The following is an 18,143-nucleotide window of genomic DNA, read 5'->3' as shown; positions in this document are numbered from 1 at the left end:
ATTATAATATGAGAAAATTGAAGATCAGAGCCTATACATTGTTTGTGTTTTTCTATGCATTTGCCCTAAGTGTTGGCGCATCTGCACAAAGCAAAAAGCAGGCGGGAAACAGTGCTTATTTGTTTGCTTATTTCACCGGAAATACAAAAGACGAAGAATCAATTCGCTTTGCTTTAAGTGAAGATGGTTACCGTTATAAAGCTTTGAACAATAATGAGCCAGTTATTTCATCAGAAAAAATTAGTTCTACAGGTGGCGTTCGCGATCCTCATATTTTAAGGGGAGCAGATGGAAAAACCTTTTATATGGTGGTTACTGATATGGTTTCGGCAAAAGGCTGGGATTCCAACCGGGCCATGGTGCTTTTGAAATCTGCTGACCTCATCAAATGGACCTCCAGTATCATCAACATCCAGAAAAAATATCCTAACCAGGAAAATTTGAAAAGAGTATGGGCGCCACAAACCATTTACGACCCGGCGGTAAAAAAATATATGATTTACTGGTCGATGAAACACGGTGATGATCCCGATAAAATATATTACGCCTATGCAAACGCTGATTTTACAGATCTGGAAGGTACACCAAAGCAGTTATTCTTCAGCCCTACAAATGGTTCTTGCATTGATGGTGATATTATTTACGATAAGGGAAAGTACAACCTCTTTTTTAAAACGGAAGGAAATGGTAATGGAATTAAAAAAGCGGTTTCTAATGAGCTAACTAAAGGTTATGTGCTTGGCGATAAATATTTACAGCAAACTACCGATGCGGTTGAAGGCGCAGGGGTTTTCAAACTTAACGGCTCGGATGAATATATTTTGATGTATGACGTGTACACCAAAGGCCGTTACCAGTTTACAAAATCTAAAGACCTGAACAACTTTAAGGTGATTGATGAGGAGATCAGCATGGATTTTCATCCCCGTCATGGAACGGTGATGGCCATCACCGCACAAGAAGAAAATCGCTTAATGAGCAAATGGTATACTGCTATTTCTGTATGGCAAGGAGCAGGAAATATCGCCATCAAAAAAAATAATATCGTGATTGATTCTGTTGCTAAAACAGTTTTCTTGCCCGTTAATTATGGTACTGATTTAAAAGCTTTCGATCCACAATTTTCAAAATTTGCCAGTGTAAGTATTAAGCCAATCGGTAAAGCAGATTTTTCTAAAGGTCCGGTAAATTATACCTTAAAAATTGGCGATCAGGCTGCACAAACATATGCGGTATCGGCGACCATCAATAACAATCCGGTTTTAAGCGGCTATTATGCAGATCCTGAAATTCTGTATTCCAATAAAACTTCCAAATATTATTTATACCCTACCAGCGATGGATTTACGGGGTGGAGCGGCACCTATTTTAAAACATTTTCATCACCAGATTTAGTGAACTGGAAAGATGAAGGTGTAATTTTAGACTTGAATAAAGATGTTTCATGGGCCAAGAAAAATGCCTGGGCGCCAACAGCTATTGAGAAAAAGATAAACGGTACCTATAAATATTTCTATTACTTTACTGCTGCGCAGAAAATTGGAGTAGCAGTTGCAGACAATCCAACAGGTCCTTTTAAAGATAGTGGAAAGGCATTGATTTCTAAGAGACCAGTGGGTACCAGAGGCGGACAAGAAATAGACCCCGATGTGTTTACCGATCCAAAAACGGGTAAAACCTATCTCTATTGGGGAAATGGCCATATGGCAGTTGCAGAATTAAATGCAGATATGGTTTCCATCGATACAAACAACATTAAAGTAATTACACCAGATAAAACTTTCCGCGAAGGCACAGAAGTTTTCTTTAGAAATGGAAAGTACTATTTTCTTTGGTCGGAAAATGATACCAGAGATCCTGATTATGGGGTAAGATATGGCTTCTCTGATTCGCCTACCGGAAAAATTACAGTTCCGGAGAATAATTTAATCTTAACAAAATTGCCGGATCAGGCCATTTATGGTACCGGGCATAATTCTGTTATTCAAATTCCTGGAAAAGATGAGTGGTACATCGTTTACCACCGTTTTACCCGGCCAAAGGGGATTACCATGGGAGAATCTGCAGGTTATAACCGAGAAGTGTGCATCGATAAAATGGAATTTGATGAAAATGGCGGCATTAAAAAAGTGGTGCCAACCTTAGAAGGTATAAAACCGATTAAATAATGAGAAAGATAAAATTATTGCCAATTGTAGCAGCAGTTATATTGCTGTTTGCTGTCGCAATGGAAGTCTCTGCGCAAACAAAAGAAACTGTTCTTGCACAACTCAATTTGGCCAATGGTTACTGGCAGATAAACAATAAGCCACAAGTAAGGGCTTTTTGGGATCACGCCGCTTACCAAACGGGCAACATGGAGCTTTACGCTTTAACCAAAAATGAAGCTTACCGAAAATATGCAGAAGACTGGGCGGAACATAATCAATGGATGGGGGCGAAGTCTGCCGATCAATCCAAATGGAAATATTCTTATGGCGAAACAGATGATTATGTACTTTTTGGCGATTGGCAAATCTGTTTCCAAACCTACATTGATCTGTACCATCTGCAGCCCGCTGAATATAAAATTGCCCGTGCAAAGGAAGTGATGCAATATGAAATGAGTACCGCAAAGAATGATTATTGGTGGTGGGCCGATGGACTTTATATGGTGATGCCCGTAATGAGCAAGCTTTACAAGTTAACCGGCGACCAAAAATATTCTGAGAAATTGTATGAATATTTCATGTATGCCAACAGTATTATGTATGATCAGGAAGAAAAATTGTATTACCGCGATGCCAAATATATTTATCCTAAACATAAAAGTGCCAATGGGAAAAAGGATTTCTGGGCAAGGGGAGATGGTTGGGTTTTCGCTGGTTTGGCAAAAGTGTTGAAAGATCTTCCGGCAAATGATCCGCATAGAAAAGCGTATTTAACCAAGTATAAAAATATGGCGAAGGCAATTGCTAAATCTCAGCAAAAAGAGGGCTACTGGACCCGAAGCATGTTAGATGCTGAACATGCGCCTGGAGCAGAAACTAGTGGAACTGCATTTTTTACTTATGGTTTGCTTTGGGGGATCAATAACGGTCATCTGAAAGCGAAAACCTATCTTCCAACGGCAAAAAAAGCATGGAAATACTTGTCAGAAACTGCCCTGCAGCAGGATGGTAAAGTTGGCTATGTGCAACCAATTGGCGAGAAAGCCATTCCAGGCCAGGTGGTTAATGCCAATTCCACTGCAAATTTCGGCGTTGGTGCCTTTTTACTGGCGGGTTGTGAAATGTATCGTTATTTATCTGTTCAAAAATAGAAGTAATCTAATGAAAATAAAAAATATTGCGGCACTCTTAATGATGCTGATTTGCTTTGGTGGAATGGCGGTTGCTCAGAAAACTAAAAGTAAAAAAAATGTGGTGCTGAGCGACAGGCAATTTTGGCTCCAGCAGATGGATAAAATGGTGCGTCCGGTAATTTACAATCTGGCAAAAGATAGCCTTAGAATTGCCATGCCAAAAGTAACCTCCATACATGTTGATAATAAAGATCACCGGATCAAGGTGCAGTACGTAGAAGTTTTAGGTCGGGTTTTGAGTGGTATTGCACCCTGGTTACAACTGGAAGGTGGCGCTCCCGAAGAGGTAGCATTAAGAAAACAGTATCGCGAATGGGCGTTAAGCGGATTGAAAAATGCGCTGGATTCTAATGCTAAAGACTTTATGACTTTCGATATCGGCGGGCAACAATTGGTAGATGCTTCATACGTGGCGCTGGCCGTAATCCGTGCGCCCTGGTTATGGGAAAATCTCGATAAGAAAAACCAAACATTATTAATGAAATCCATCGTTACCACCAGAAGATTTAAACCTGTTTTTTCTAACTGGCTTTTGTTTTCGGCCGTGAATGAAGCCTTTTTGGCAAGGTTTGGTTATGATTGGGACCCGATGCGTGTAGACTATGCTTTGCAACAAATGGAGCAATGGTATGTAGGAGATGGGATGTACGCGGATGGAACTTCATTCGCCTATGATTATTATAACAGTTATGTGATTCACCCATACCTGGCCACCCTATCTGACATTATTGGCAAGAAAACAAATGCGTATAAAGACATGTTCGAAAAGATCAAAAAGCGGAATGAGCGTTACGCTATTATCCAGGAAAGATTGATCAACACTGATGGCACTTATCCGGCTACAGGTCGTTCAATCGTTTACCGTGGTGCAGCATTTCACCATCTGGCAGATATGGCTTTCAGGAAAGCATTGCCTAAGCAATTGAGTGCAGAACAAGTTCGGTGCGCATTAACAGCCGTAATTAAAAAGACTTTAGAAAGCCCAGGCACATACAAAAATGGTTGGTTAACCATTGGTTTATATGGAGATCAGCCAGAACTTGGCGATTTCTACAATAATCAGGGGAGTCCTTATATCGCTTCTAATATCTTTTTACCTTTAGGTTTGCCTGCAAGTGATCCGTTTTGGGCAAATCCATCGGCAAAATGGAGTGCACAAAAAATATGGAGTGGCGAAAATTTCCAAAATGACCACAGTGTAAATTTAAAATAAAAAATCCCTCAAAAGCATTACTAACATATTCACCTATTTAACAGGCAGATGATCATGAAGAGAAAAATCAATTTAATTGTATGTTTTTTAACCATCTCACTGATGGCGCACCAGGTTGTTTTAGCGCAGCAAAAATATGCTTCTTTTACGCCAGGCAAAATCTGGAAAGATGATAAGGGCGTTCACATTAATGCGCACGGTGGTGGTGTCGTGGAATATAAAGGAACCTATTATTGGTTTGGCGAACATAAAGTTGAAGGAGAAAAAGGAAACACCGCACAAGTTGGTGTGCATTGCTACTCCTCAAAAGATCTGTACAACTGGAAAGATGAGGGCATTTCTTTAGCCGTTTCTGATGATTTGAAAAGCGATATCGCAAAAGGCTGTATCCTGGAAAGACCCAAAGTGGTTTACAATAAAAAAACGAAAAAATTTGTGATGTGGTTCCATTTGGAGCTGCTCGGGAAAAGTTATGAGGCCGCCAGAACCGGCGTAGCGGTAGCTGATCAACCTACCGGACCATATACTTTCATAAAAAGTTACAGGCCAAATGCGGGTATCATGCCTTTTTATGCAGCGGGTACACCCGAAACAGAAAAAGTGAATTGCGAAAAGCCCGCAAATAAAAGCGATGGTTTCTTCTGCAGAGATTTACCTGGCGGACAAATGGCTAGAGACATGACCGTTTTTGTTGATGACGATGGCAAAGCTTATCATGTTTTTTCTTCTGAAGAAAATTTTACCCTTCATCTGGCTGAGCTATCGCCAGATTATTTGAGTCATACGGGTAAATTCATCAGAATTTATGTTGGTCAGCAAACAGAAGCACCTGCTTTATTTAAGAAAAATGGCATGTACTATATGGTGGGTTCTGGTTGTACCGGTTGGGCACCTAACCCGGCAAGGTGGTTTAAAGCAAGTTCCATCTGGGGGCCATGGACTTTCATGGGCAATCCTTGTGAAGGTCCTGGTGCAAATATCACTTACGGCGGACAAAGTACTCATGTGCTTCCAGCCCCGGGGAAAAAAGGCAATTTTATTTTTATGGCTGATAAATGGGAACCTAAAAATGCCATTGATGGTCGTTATTTATGGCTGCCAATTAAGTTTGATGGCGAGAAAATCAAAATCAACTGGCAGGATGAGTGGGATTTGAGTACTTTTAATAAATAAGAATATCTATGATCAAATCGAACTTCAAATGATACTTGGGGTTCGATTTGTTTGTTTATTATTCGCCTAATAATCTTTGATAAAATAGTTCCTGAATCAAGTTCAGGATGACGCATCGAGGGGTTTTTATTAATGCCTTAATGTTTCAATCAGAACGCAACCGATGCTTCGTTTTGGTTCTACGAAATAGTTCCTGAATCAAGTTTAGGATGATGCATCGAATGGTTTTTCTTAATGCCTTAATGTTTCAATCAAAACGCAACGGATGCTTCGTTTTGGTTTTGCAAAATAGTTCCTGAATCAAGTTCAGGATGACGCATTGAGGGGTTTTTATTAATGCCTTAATGTTTCTATCAGAACGCAACTGACGCTTCATTTTGGTTTTACAAAATAGTTCCTGAATCAAGTTCAGGATGACGCATCGAGGGGCTTTTATTAATGCCTTAATGTTTCAATTAAAATGCAACTGATGCTTCATTTTAGTTTTACAAAATAGTTCCTGAATCAAGTTCACTGTTGTCCGGTTAAAGTTTAAACGATCTATTAAATCCTTTAAATCAAGCTAAAAAAGCTGTTTTTATCTCATTTTTAAAAGGTAAGCCCATTGTTTTATAGGTTTCCTAAAAATCTTGCACTAATTCGGCTGTCCGGTAAAAAACTATCATTTTCAGAGGTTTTAATATTTTAAACCGCTCATAGCTTCCATATCCTGCAAAATATTCTTTTGGTTAAGGAATATTGCAGCCATTTGTGATTAGGCTGTCCGGTAAAAATTTGTTCAAAAAGTTTTACCGGACAACAGTGAATCAAGTTCAGGATGACGCATCGAGGGGTTTTTATTAATGCCTTAATGTTTCAATCAGAATGCAACTGACGCTTCGTTTTGGTTTTACAAGATAGTTCCTGAATCAAGTTCATGATGACGCATTGAGGGGTTTTTATTAATGCCTTAATGTTTCTATCAGAACGCAACTGACGCTTCATTTTGGTTTTACAAAATAGTTCCTGAATCAAGTTCAGGATGACGCATCGAGGGACTTTTCTTAGTCGTTCAGGGTGACACGTTGAGGATTTTCCCTACCACATTTATAATATAAAGTCAAAAAACTCCTTTTTTGATATAAAAGTAACGATTTAACCCCTAATTAATACTGTATTACCCCTCACTATGAGTATAATTTTAGTAGTTAATTTGTTAAAACTAAATCATAATAAAAAGACATATAACCGTAATCTATATTTTACATAATCGTAATTGATCAGCTGCTTTTACAGTAAAATATACTCATCTATTACATCTAAACCAAATGAAAAATGAGAGGGCTCAGTCAGTAGTTAATTAATCAAACAAATAATCTATCTAAAAATGAAAAAACAATTTAAAAATTACTTCGTATTAAGTTATGCGATTATTGCCATGTTTACCGCATGTAAAAAAAGTGGAAATGCAGAGATGGAGCACCCGGCGAAAACCGAATCGACGGGTAAGCTAGCTACCATTAGCGCTGCATCAAGTAATGACAGCATTGCATTCAATTTTCCTCCCATGCATATTGTGGGTTCAACAGTAGCGGCGGCAGATATAGAGGTACTTACTGATGGCGGTAACGCTGTAACCGAAAGAGGGATTGTTTGGGGCACAGCACCGAATCCTTCGATAACGAATAATAAAGTTAAGCATGGCAATGCTGGTCTGGGCAAATTTAGGGTGATGCTTAAGGGCCTTACGCCAAAAACACCCTATTATGCCAGGGCTTATGCTATTAATGGCAATGGAGTGAGTTACAGCAGTAATGTTACTTTCAAAACCATAGCAGAAGGCAATATTACTTATACCTTCAACAAATCTGCAAACCCTACAGCACAAGAACTTGCCGCTTATGGTAGGTTACAGGTAGCTATTGATAGTGCCGTTTGGTACCTAGAAAATTATACTTCTGCAACGAAACACCTCTACCTGAATTATGATAGTGGTGTGCCAACTGCAGATGCAAATAATGAGGGTTGGATGAGATTTGGAAGCAATTCTTCCTATCAAAACCTGCGGACTATGCTCCATGAATCTGATCATTCATTAGGCACAGGAACTTCATCATGGTGGTCAAGTCATATTGTGGGCGGTAAACTTCAGGCACCTAGTGTAACGTCACTATTGCAGATCATATTAAATGATAGTACTGCCAAACTTAGTGGCGATTCGCAACACTGGTGGCCTTATGGTCTCAATCAAAATTCTGAAGTTTCATCTAGTTGGGATTATGTATACAATTGCTTAATTCTGGAGGCCATGCGTAAAGATGGTTTAACTCAATTTAGCGGTGCATACAACCCTTAATGCATCTAAATTTAATTACTCGTGCAGCCTCAATCTGCGGGCGCATGAGTAATTATTTCTGGTAACCTTATGCGTTTTTTAATTTTTCCTAACATAAAAGATGATTTATCTTCTTAAAAATTTTGATTTTCTCCATCTTAGGATGCCAATCTTCCGCAACTTATAAAATATAAGATCAGGGTTCAGATATCAGAAGTATAATGTGATTCTATTTTCCTACCAGTGCTCCACTCAAATTCATTCTCTAAATAAATGTCAATTTGACGGTTAAAAATCGAAAAAATGCCCGTTTTTGCTTCCAATTGCCCAAAATATCATAATTTACCACCTACAATTTACCATATTGCCCCTTCTAAAAGTTTAATATTTAATGGTTATTTGAGTAATCAGATCATCAACCTATGAAAACTTCAAAACCAAAAATTCCTTTTCCCGTGTCTTCGCACAACCAACTAAAAGTTATTGAAATGATGTCCTAACCAGTCAAATTTCAAAAATTTATTAAAATCCTTTATGCTATAAATCAGTAGCAAAAATTCATTTCACTAATCAAAATAAACAAGAATGGCTAAAAAATTACTAAACATGCGAAAATGCATTTTTATGTTTCTAATGACCACAATTCTAACTGGAATTTATTCGGAAACATTAAATGCACAAATCACCAAGGTATCTATAAATGGGCGGATAGCAGATGATAAAGGAATTCCGATTCCTGGTGTAACCATAAAAGAAAAAGGAACATCCAATGTAACCATGAGTAACACAGATGGCAGTTACAAAATGAGTGTAAGTAAAGGATCAACATTAGAGTTCGCTTTTATTGGCTATGCAACCAAAAGCACTATTGTTGGTGATCAGGCACAAATTAATATAACCTTAATTGATGATGTAGCGCAAGCGTTAGATGAGGTAGTAGTGGTTGGTTTTGGAAAGCAAAAGAAAGTAAATTTAACAGGTTCAGTAGGAACAGTAGATGCAAAAGCTTTAGAAAACCGTCCGGTTCAAAATGTGTCTCAGGCCTTACAGGGTTTGGTACCAGGATTGAACATTTCACAAAATAATGGCTCGCTGGAAAGCAGGCCATCTATTAACATCAGGGGAGTAGGCACAATTGGAAATTCCTCTTCAGATCCATTAATTTTAATTGATGGTATGGAAGGTTCGTTAAATGCTTTGAATCCACAAGATGTAGAAAGTATTTCGGTATTAAAAGATGCATCAGCATCATCTATATATGGTTCAAGAGCTGCATTTGGTGTGATTTTGGTGACCACAAAAAGAGGTAAAGCAGGTAAGGTGCAGATAAATTATAATAATAGTTTCCGTCAAACCAGTCCGGTTTTATTGCCAGAAATGATGGATTCCTACACTTTTGCACTTTATTTTAATGATGCCGGCAAAAACGGTGGCAGTGCACCTCATTTTGATGAAGCGAGTTTAAAAAGGATAAAAGATTTTCAGGATGGTACACTTAAAAGTACCATTATTCCAAGTCCTAATAACAAATTGGTTTGGGCAGATGGTTACGCTTTTGGTAATGATAACAATGATTGGTACAAGGTGATGTATCGGGATCATAGCTTTTCGCAAGAGCACAACGTAAGTTTAACTGGCGGCACAGAGGCTACTTCATATTATCTATCTGGCAACTTTCTGGATCAAACTGGGATGATGCGCTTTAATCAGGATGGCTATGCACGTTATGGCGCAACGGCTAAAATCAACACCAAGATCTCCGAATTTTTAACCGCGAATTACAGCAATCGTTTTCTAAGGGAAACTTATCATCGCCCTGCGGCATTAACCAATGGTTTTTATGAGGGCATTGGCCGTCAGGGCTGGCCAACTTTACCGTTATATGATCCTAATGGATACTTATATAGTTCTCCATCACCTGCTTTAGAAATGGCAGAAGGTGGTGATGATAATGAAGTTAAAGATTGGATGTATCAGCAAATTCAATTAGTTTTTGAGCCAATTAAAGGGTGGAAAACATTTGGAGAGGCGAATTATCGAATACAAACGCAGTTCCGCCACTGGGATTCGCAGCAAACATTTAACTACGATGTAAATGGAGTTCCGTATCTCTACAGAAGAAGTTCGAATGTAAACGAATATGGCTATAAGGAAAACTATTTCAATACCAATATTTATTCAGAATATTCGAAAAGTTACGGTAAACACAACCTTAAAATTATGGCTGGTTTTCAGTATGAAGATACCCGATACCGTGATTTAAGTGCGCAAAGAAATGGCATCATTGTGCCTGATATCGCTACATTAAACACTACTTCGGGTTTAGATGCCGATGGAAAAGTGCTGGCGCCTGTGGTTTCTGGTCAGTATCAAAATTGGGCTACGCAGGGACTATTTAGCCGTTTAAACTATGATTACGATGGTATTTATTTGTTAGAAGCTAACCTTCGCTATGACGGATCATCTCGTTTCCGTTCTGATAAACGCTGGGGATGGTTTCCATCAGTTTCTGCGGGCTGGAACATTGCCAGAGAAGACTTTTTTAAAGACAGGTTTACTTTTGTAAATACCTTTAAGTTTCGGGCTTCTTACGGTAGTTTAGGAAATCAAAATACCAAAGTCTGGTATCCAACCTACTTAACTATGCCTGTAGGTACTGCAAATGGAGCCTGGCTGATTAATGGGGGCCGTCCAAATACTGCAAGTGCGCCAGGGATTGTAAGTTCAACCTTAACCTGGGAAACGGTAAAAAGTTATAATGCAGGTTTAGATTTTGGCTTTTTGAAAAACAGGTTAACCGGGTCTTTCGATTGGTTTAATCGAAAAACCTTAAACATGGTTGGGCCGGCACCAGAGCTTCCAGTAACTTTAGGAACAGCGGTACCACAAACCAATAATACCGATTTAAAATCTATGGGTTTTGAGTTTGAAATTGGCTGGAATGACCGTACCAAAAGCGGCCTGGGTTACGGTGTGAAGTTCTTGTTATCTGATTTGAAAACTACGGTTACCCGTTATCCAAACGAGACTATGTCTTTGGCTTCTGATACTTATAGAACAGGTCAGCAATTAGGTGATATCTGGGGATACACTACCATTGGAATTGCCAAAACCCAAGAGGAGATGAATGCGCATTTGGCAACGTTAAGTAACGGACAGTCGGCATTTGGTTCACAATGGTCTGCTGGTGATATCATGTATGCCGATTATAATAATGATGGCAAACTGGATTGGGGAAGCTGGAGACAGGGAGATTCTGGCGATGCACACCTGATTGGAAACAGCACTCCACGTTACCGGGTGGGGTTAGATATTAATCTGGATTATAAAGGCTTTGATTTCAGGGCATTTTTCCAGGGGGTATTAAAGAGAGATTTTTGGCAAGGCAGTTATTTCTTTTGGGGCGCTACATCAGATAAGTGGTGGTCTACAGGTTTAGTGCAGCATACAGATTATTTCAGGAATGATCCAAATAGCCCATTGGGTTTAAATTTGGATTCATACTATCCAAGACCAACATTTGGAACAGGTAAAAATCAACAAACCCAAACAGGCTATCTTCAGGATGCATCCTACATCCGATTAAAAAATATTCAATTGGGTTATACCATCCCTCAACGATTGACAAAAAAGTTCGGTGCGCAGAAATTAAGATTTTTTGCTTCTGGCGAGAACCTGGTAACCTGGACTAAACTAGCAGAAATGTTTGATCCGGAGACTATTGATGGGGGTTCTAATGGAAGTGTTTACCCACTTTCTAAAGTAATGTCTTTGGGTTTAAGTGTAACTTTTTAATCAAATAGAAATGAATTTTTCAAAGTATAAAAAATATAGTTGCTTAGCAACATTAGCAGTTTTCGCGCTCCTATCCGGAGGCTGCCAAAAGGCTTTAGATAAAGCTCCACTTTCAAATATTACCCCAGAAAGTTATTTAAAAGAAGAAGGACAACTTGCCGCTTATGCGATTGCACGTTATCCGGATGCACTTCCTTCACACGGAAACTATTCTTTCGGCACCTTTGGTATCGATGGTAATACTGATAATATGATTTTGCCTGTTTTGGATAATAAATTTATTCCAGGTTTATGGCGCGTAGAAGCTTCGGGTGGTGAATGGAGCTTTGGAAACATTTATCAGGCAAATTATTTCCTGAGTACTGTAATTCCCAGATGGAAAGCAGGAGGGATTGTTGGTAACGCAGATAACATTAAACAATACATCGGCGAAATGTATTTCATCAGGGCTGTAGAATATTTTAAAAAACTGCAATCGCTGGGTGATTTTCCAATTATAAAAACGGTTTATCCCGATGAAAAGGATATTTTAATCCAGGTGAGTAAGAGACAGCCACGCAATGAAGTGGCAAGGTTTATTTTATCTGATCTGGATTCTGCTGCACTGTTATTGAAAACATCGCCAGACGGAACTAAAAACAGAATTTCTAAACTCTGTGCGCAATTGATTAAATCTAGAGTGGCCCTGTATGAAGGAACATGGCTTAAATATTTTAAGGGAACAGCATTTGTTCCAAATGGTCCGAACTGGCCGGGTAAAGCAAAAGATTATAATGCCAACTATCAGTATCCTACAGGAAGTATCGATTCCGAAATCCAATATTTTTTAGGCGAGGCGATGTCTGCAGCCAAAAGCGTTGCTGATGCGGTTCCATTGGTTGCCAATACGGGAATTATAGAAGCGCCAAACAATGAAAATCCATATTTTAAAATGTTCGGAGCAGTTGACATGTCTGGATATAGTGAGGTTTTATTGTGGAGACAATATGGTGCTGGTTTGGTTACACACAACATTCCGGTATATACCCAGGCCGGAAACTATGCGGTAGGTTTATCAAGAAGTATGGTAGAAAGTTTCTTAATGGCAAACGGTCTGCCGATTTATGCTACCGGAAGTAATTATCAGGGAGATGATTACATTACTGATGTTAGAAAAGATAGAGATGGGCGGTTAAATTTATTTTTGAAAGAGCCAGGCCAGAAGAATGTACTCGTAAATATTGGCCAGGGAACACATGCTACACAAATTGAACCTACACCGAGAATTTGGGAGTCTAGCTACGATCAAAAATATACCACTGGTTATGCCATCAGAAAAGGGATCAGTTATGATGGGGCACAAGCCAATAATGGGCAAGGATTTACCGGAAGTATTACTTACAGAGCCAGCGAAGCTTACTTAAATTACATTGAAGCGAGCTATGAAAGAAACGGATCAATTGATGCAGATGCGACTAAGTACTGGCAACAATTAAGGACAAGAGCCAAAGTAAATACTGATTTTCAACAAACCATTGCAGCAACTGTAATGGCGAATGAAACGCAGGATTGGGGAGCATACTCTGCCAATACCTTGGTTTCCCCTACACTTTACAATATTCGCCGTGAAAGAAGAAACGAATTGATGGCAGAAGGTTTGAGGTATATGGATTTAAAAAGATGGAGAGCGATGGATCAGATGATCAGCACGCCGTACCACTTTGAAGGTTTTAAACTTTGGGGACCAATGAAGAGTTGGTTTACAGCTACTCAAATTGTTTATGGTTCAAGTAATTCTAATGCCGTTGTTTCTGATCCGGCTTTGAGTATTTATTTACGTCCGCAGGAAATTCGTGCAAATGCCGATTCTTACAAAGGGGCAAGGTGGACAATGGCACATTATTTAAGCCCAATTGCCACACAACATTTCAACATAACCGCTACAGATGGCAACATAGCCAGTTCACCTATTTACCAAAATCCAGGTTGGCTAACCACTGGTGGCTCAACGCCAACCGGAATGTAAAAATACTTTCAGTTACAGACATCCTCAACGGGAATCTGTAACTGAATAATTTAAATTTACTTTATGAACTTAAGAAAAAAAATAGTTGCAGTTTCGCTGGCGATTTTATTTTCACAGCAGGTTAGTGCACAGAACAACGATTGGGAAAACCCCACGTTAGTGGATCAAGGGAAAGAAAAAGCCCATGTAACCTTCATGTTATTCGATCATCAGAAAGATGTAATACAGGATGATTACTCAAAGTCGCCTTACTATAAATCTTTAAATGGGAACTGGAAATTCAACTATGTTGATAAACATCAGGATCGCCGGGTAGATTTTTTCAATACCAATCTGGATGATAGCGGCTGGGCAAATATTCCCGTTCCATCCAATTGGGAATTGAATGGTTTCGGAATTCCTATTTATACCAACATCACTTACCCTCACCCAAAAAATCCACCTTTTATTGGTGAGAATAATCCAGTAGGCACATACCGGAAAACTTTTACTGTTCCAGAAAACTGGGAAGGCAAGGAAACGATCATCCATTTTGGTTCTATTTCTGGCTGCGCTTTCATTTATGTAAACGGTAAAAAGGTGGGGATGACCAAAGCCTCTAAAACCCCTGCCGAGTTTGACATTACGGCATTTTTGAAATCGGGCACTAATGTATTGGCCGTTCAGGTTTTTCGCTGGTCGGACGGAAGTTATTTAGAAGATCAGGATTTCTGGCGTTTGAGTGGAATCGAGCGTAATGTTTATTTATACGCCATGCCGAAGCAAACCGTTTGGGATTTCTTCCTGAAAGGTGATTTAGATCAAAATTATACCAATGGCTTATTTTCTGCTGATATTGATGTGCGCAAATTTGCAAAGCAAAACCCAGCTGGTGGATCCATTACTGTATCGCTTTTAGATAAAAGTGGAAGAACCGTTTTTACCAAGAACCAAGCATTTAAAGCGAGTGCAGATTCTATTCAGACTGTTAATTTTAGTGGAGCCATTAAAAACCCGTTAAAATGGAATGCAGAGCAGCCAAATTTATACGATTGCATTATTGCCCTGGCGGATGAAAAAGGAAAACAAATCGCGGTAACTGGAGCGAAAGTAGGTTTCAGAAAAGTGGAGATTAAAAATGCGCAACTTTTAGTAAACGGTGTAGCCACTTACGTTCACGGGGTGAACCGCCACGAGCATGATGATGTAACCGGCCATACCACAACCAAAGAATTAATGTTAAAGGATATCCGGTTGATGAAGGAATTTAATATCAACGCCGTTCGGTTATCACATTATCCTAACGATCCGCTTTGGTATAAGCTGTGTGATGAATATGGACTTTACCTGGTGGATGAGGCAAACATAGAAACGCATGGAATGGGAGCAGAGTTACAGGGTTCATTCGATAAATCAAAGCATCCAGCATATTTACCGGAATGGGCTGCGGCACATGTAGACCGTACCGTTCGCATGGTTGAACGCGATAAAAATCACGCCTCAATTATCATCTGGTCGCTTGGAAATGAATGTGGTAACGGACCCGTGTTCCACGATAATTATAAATGGATTAAGCAACGCGACAATACCCGCCCGGTTCAGTTTGAGCAAGCCGGCGAAGATTGGAACACCGATATTGTTTGTCCGATGTATCCAAGCATTGGCTCGATGAAAAAGTATGCCAATGATAACACTAAAACCCGTCCATACATCATGTGCGAATATGCGCATGCAATGGGAAATAGCAATGGTAATTTTAAAGAGTACTTTGATATTATCCGCAGTAGTAAACACATGCAGGGTGGTTTTATCTGGGATTGGGTAGATCAGGGAATTAAAACTAAAGATGCGAATGGCAAAACGTTTTGGGCTTACGGAGGCGATTTGGGTGGCTTTTATTGGCAGAATGATGAAAATGGTGTAGCTGATGGAATGGTGAGTTCTGATCGGACACCGGATCCAGGTGCTTACGAGATTAAGAAAATTTATCAGAATATTTTATTTACCTCAGCTGATATTTCTAAAGGAAACTTAATGATAGAGAATCTTTTCGATTTTACCAACCTGGATCAATATGATTTTAAATGGGTATTGTTAAGCAATGGCAAAGTTATTAAGGAAGGCACTTTCGACGTAAGTCTTAATCCGCATACTAAAAAAGACATCAAACTCAACCTGCCGATGTTTAAATCCATAGCCGGAACAGAGTATTTCTTAAATGTTTATGCTTACCGCAAAAAAGCAAGCGCCCTGTTACCAGCAGGATTTGAAGTAGCCAATGAACAGTTTTTCTACAGCGGCAATTTCTTTGCAAAGGCAAACCAGGCTGCAAGTAAGTTAACGGTGAAGACAGAAGGCAATAAGCTTTCTTTCACTGCCGGTGATGTGAACGGAGAATTCGACACCAAATCTGGCAGGTTTATCAGATACAGTAAAAATGACGGGAAAAACTTTAACCGTTTTCCTGAACCTTATTTTTGGAGAGCGCCAACCGATAACGATTTTGGAAACGACATGCCACAACGTTTAGGCATTTGGCGTTCGGCACATGAAAGTAAAAAGCTTATTGGCGTAAACGTAATGAAACAAACAGATAGTGGTGTACTGATTAATGTAAATTACCTATTGAATAGCATTGCCGTTCCTTATGTGGTAAACTACCTGATCCAAAACGACGGATCGGTAAAAGTTTCTGCTACAATGGATTTGGGCGATAGAGATTTGCCAGAATTACCTAGGTTTGGAATGCGTACGGAACTGCCACAAGCCTATCAGAATCTAAAATATTATGGCAGGGGGCCATACGAAAACTACAGCGATCGTAATTTTGCTTCTCTTGTTGGTTTATACGAAGATCAGGTAGAAAATCAGTTTTATAAAGGTTATATCCGTCCGCAGGAAAGCGGCAATAAAACAGATGTTCGCTGGTTAAGTTTGACGGCTAATGATGGTAGCGGACTCTTAATTGAAGGTGCGCAACCCCTTTCATTTACGGCGATAAATCATTCAACAGAAGATTTAGATCCGGGTTTAACCAAAAAACAACAACATCCTACAGATTTGCCTGTACGGAATAATGTGTACTTAAGCATTGATCTTAAGCAGCGTGGTGTTGGTGGCGACGATAGTTGGGGCGCTTATCCGCATGCGCAATACCGACTAACAGATAAGAAATATTCATACAGTTACACCATAAAACTTTTGGGTAACTTTATTTCAAATGCGAGATAAAATGCAATATATCTTTTGTTCAATACTAATTTTTATCACAGCATTTTGCGCCCTTAAAGAGGCGCAAAATGTTGCGCATTCAAAATATTTCGGAGATGGATATCAGCTGGTATGGGCTGATGAATTTAGTGAGGACGGGCCACCAAATCCTAAAAACTGGACTTATGAGCATGGTTTTATCCGCAATGAAGAACTGCAATGGTACCAGAAAGAAAATGCTTTTTGCAAAAATGGCTTATTAATTATCGAAGCCAGAAAGACTGAAGAACCTAATCCTGATTTTGTTCAGGATAGCAAAAACTGGCGGGAAAAGAGAAAAAATATTGACTATACTTCAGCCTGCTTAATTACCAAAGGTTTGAAAAGCTGGCAATATGGCCGCTTCGAAATGCGTGCCAGAATTGATATCAGCGAAGGCCTTTGGCCTGCCTTCTGGACTTTAGGCATTGACGGTGCCTGGCCTGCCAATGGCGAAATCGATATTATGGAATATTACCGCGGTAAAATATTGGCAAACATAGCCAGCACCGCAAAAGATGGGAAAACAAAATGGTTTAGCAAAACAAAGGCTGTTGCTGAACTGGGTGGTAAAGCATGGGGCAAAAAATTTCATGTATGGCGAATGGATTGGGACGAGCAATCCATCAGTTTATTTGTTGATGATTTATTGCTTAACAAAACATCATTAGCTGATCTGGATAATGACGACCGGAAAGGTCTGCATCCTTTTAAGCAAAAACATTATATTTTATTGGATCTGGCTATTGGAGGGATGAATGGTGGAGATCCAAAAAACACTAAATTTCCAAATCGATTTGAAGTAGACTATGTGCGTGTTTATCAAAAATAGATTGTCTAACAATGAGAATGAATGCGCAGAACAGCAATTGTTTTTAGATTCAACTATATCATCTATCGGTCGTGTGTCCCACCGACCGAAATGATGAAAGATCCTGAATCAAGTTCACTGTTGTCCGGTAAACATTTTTTTTTGATAAAATAAAAGGGGTTGCTTTTGGCTTCCCCTTTTTAGTGTTGATATTTGAGTTACCACACTTAAACATTCAACATGGGCAAAAATACTTTTTTT

The 18,143-nt window shown here is 39.3% G+C and carries 9 protein-coding genes; all 9 read left to right on the top strand.

Translation table 11 applies throughout. From position 1 onward, the window contains the following. The first annotated feature begins 8 nt into the window (after positions 1-8). On the top strand, positions 9-2,168 hold the full coding sequence (locus ACN1CD_RS09010; RefSeq protein WP_419130059.1) for a family 43 glycosylhydrolase: 2,160 nt from the start codon (positions 9-11) through the stop codon (positions 2,166-2,168). Then, positions 2,168-3,301 (top strand): glycoside hydrolase family 88 protein, encoded by a 1,134-nt coding sequence (locus tag ACN1CD_RS09005; protein ID WP_419130058.1) that lies wholly within the window; start codon positions 2,168-2,170, stop codon positions 3,299-3,301. The genes ACN1CD_RS09010 and ACN1CD_RS09005 overlap by 1 nt, the downstream gene beginning before the upstream one ends. Before the next feature lie 10 nt (positions 3,302-3,311). After that, positions 3,312-4,556 carry a DUF2264 domain-containing protein gene (locus ACN1CD_RS09000; protein ID WP_419130057.1) on the top strand — a complete coding sequence of 415 codons (1,245 nt, stop codon included), beginning with the start codon at positions 3,312-3,314 and terminating at the stop codon, positions 4,554-4,556. 54 nt (positions 4,557-4,610) lie between these two features. Then, entirely contained in the window at positions 4,611-5,729 is a 1,119-nt protein-coding gene (locus tag ACN1CD_RS08995) for a glycoside hydrolase family 43 protein (RefSeq protein WP_419130056.1), read from the top strand. A 1,366-nt stretch (positions 5,730-7,095) separates the two neighbouring features. Next, the gene (locus ACN1CD_RS08990) at positions 7,096-8,064 is read left to right on the top strand and encodes a hypothetical protein (RefSeq protein WP_419130055.1); all 969 of its coding nucleotides are present in this window, start codon (positions 7,096-7,098) and stop codon (positions 8,062-8,064) included. A gap of 612 nt (positions 8,065-8,676) precedes the next feature. Then, on the top strand, positions 8,677-11,838 hold the full coding sequence (locus ACN1CD_RS08985; protein ID WP_419130054.1) for a SusC/RagA family TonB-linked outer membrane protein: 3,162 nt from the start codon (positions 8,677-8,679) through the stop codon (positions 11,836-11,838). A 10-nt stretch (positions 11,839-11,848) separates the two neighbouring features. Then, positions 11,849-13,843 (top strand): RagB/SusD family nutrient uptake outer membrane protein, encoded by a 1,995-nt coding sequence (locus tag ACN1CD_RS08980; protein WP_419130053.1) that lies wholly within the window; start codon positions 11,849-11,851, stop codon positions 13,841-13,843. A 63-nt stretch (positions 13,844-13,906) separates the two neighbouring features. Further along, a complete protein-coding gene (locus ACN1CD_RS08975; protein ID WP_419130052.1) occupies positions 13,907-17,053 on the top strand; it encodes a glycoside hydrolase family 2 TIM barrel-domain containing protein in 3,147 nt (1,048 codons plus the stop codon). Position 17,054: 1 nt separating this feature from the next. Next, positions 17,055-17,903 (top strand): family 16 glycosylhydrolase, encoded by an 849-nt coding sequence (locus tag ACN1CD_RS08970; RefSeq protein ID WP_419130051.1) that lies wholly within the window; start codon positions 17,055-17,057, stop codon positions 17,901-17,903. Positions 17,904-18,143 lie beyond the last annotated feature (240 nt).

The organism is Pedobacter sp. N23S346, from assembly GCF_048515415.1.
Classification (GTDB): Bacteria; Bacteroidota; Bacteroidia; order Sphingobacteriales; family Sphingobacteriaceae; genus Pedobacter.
This window is presented reverse-complemented; position numbering and strand designations above follow the sequence as displayed.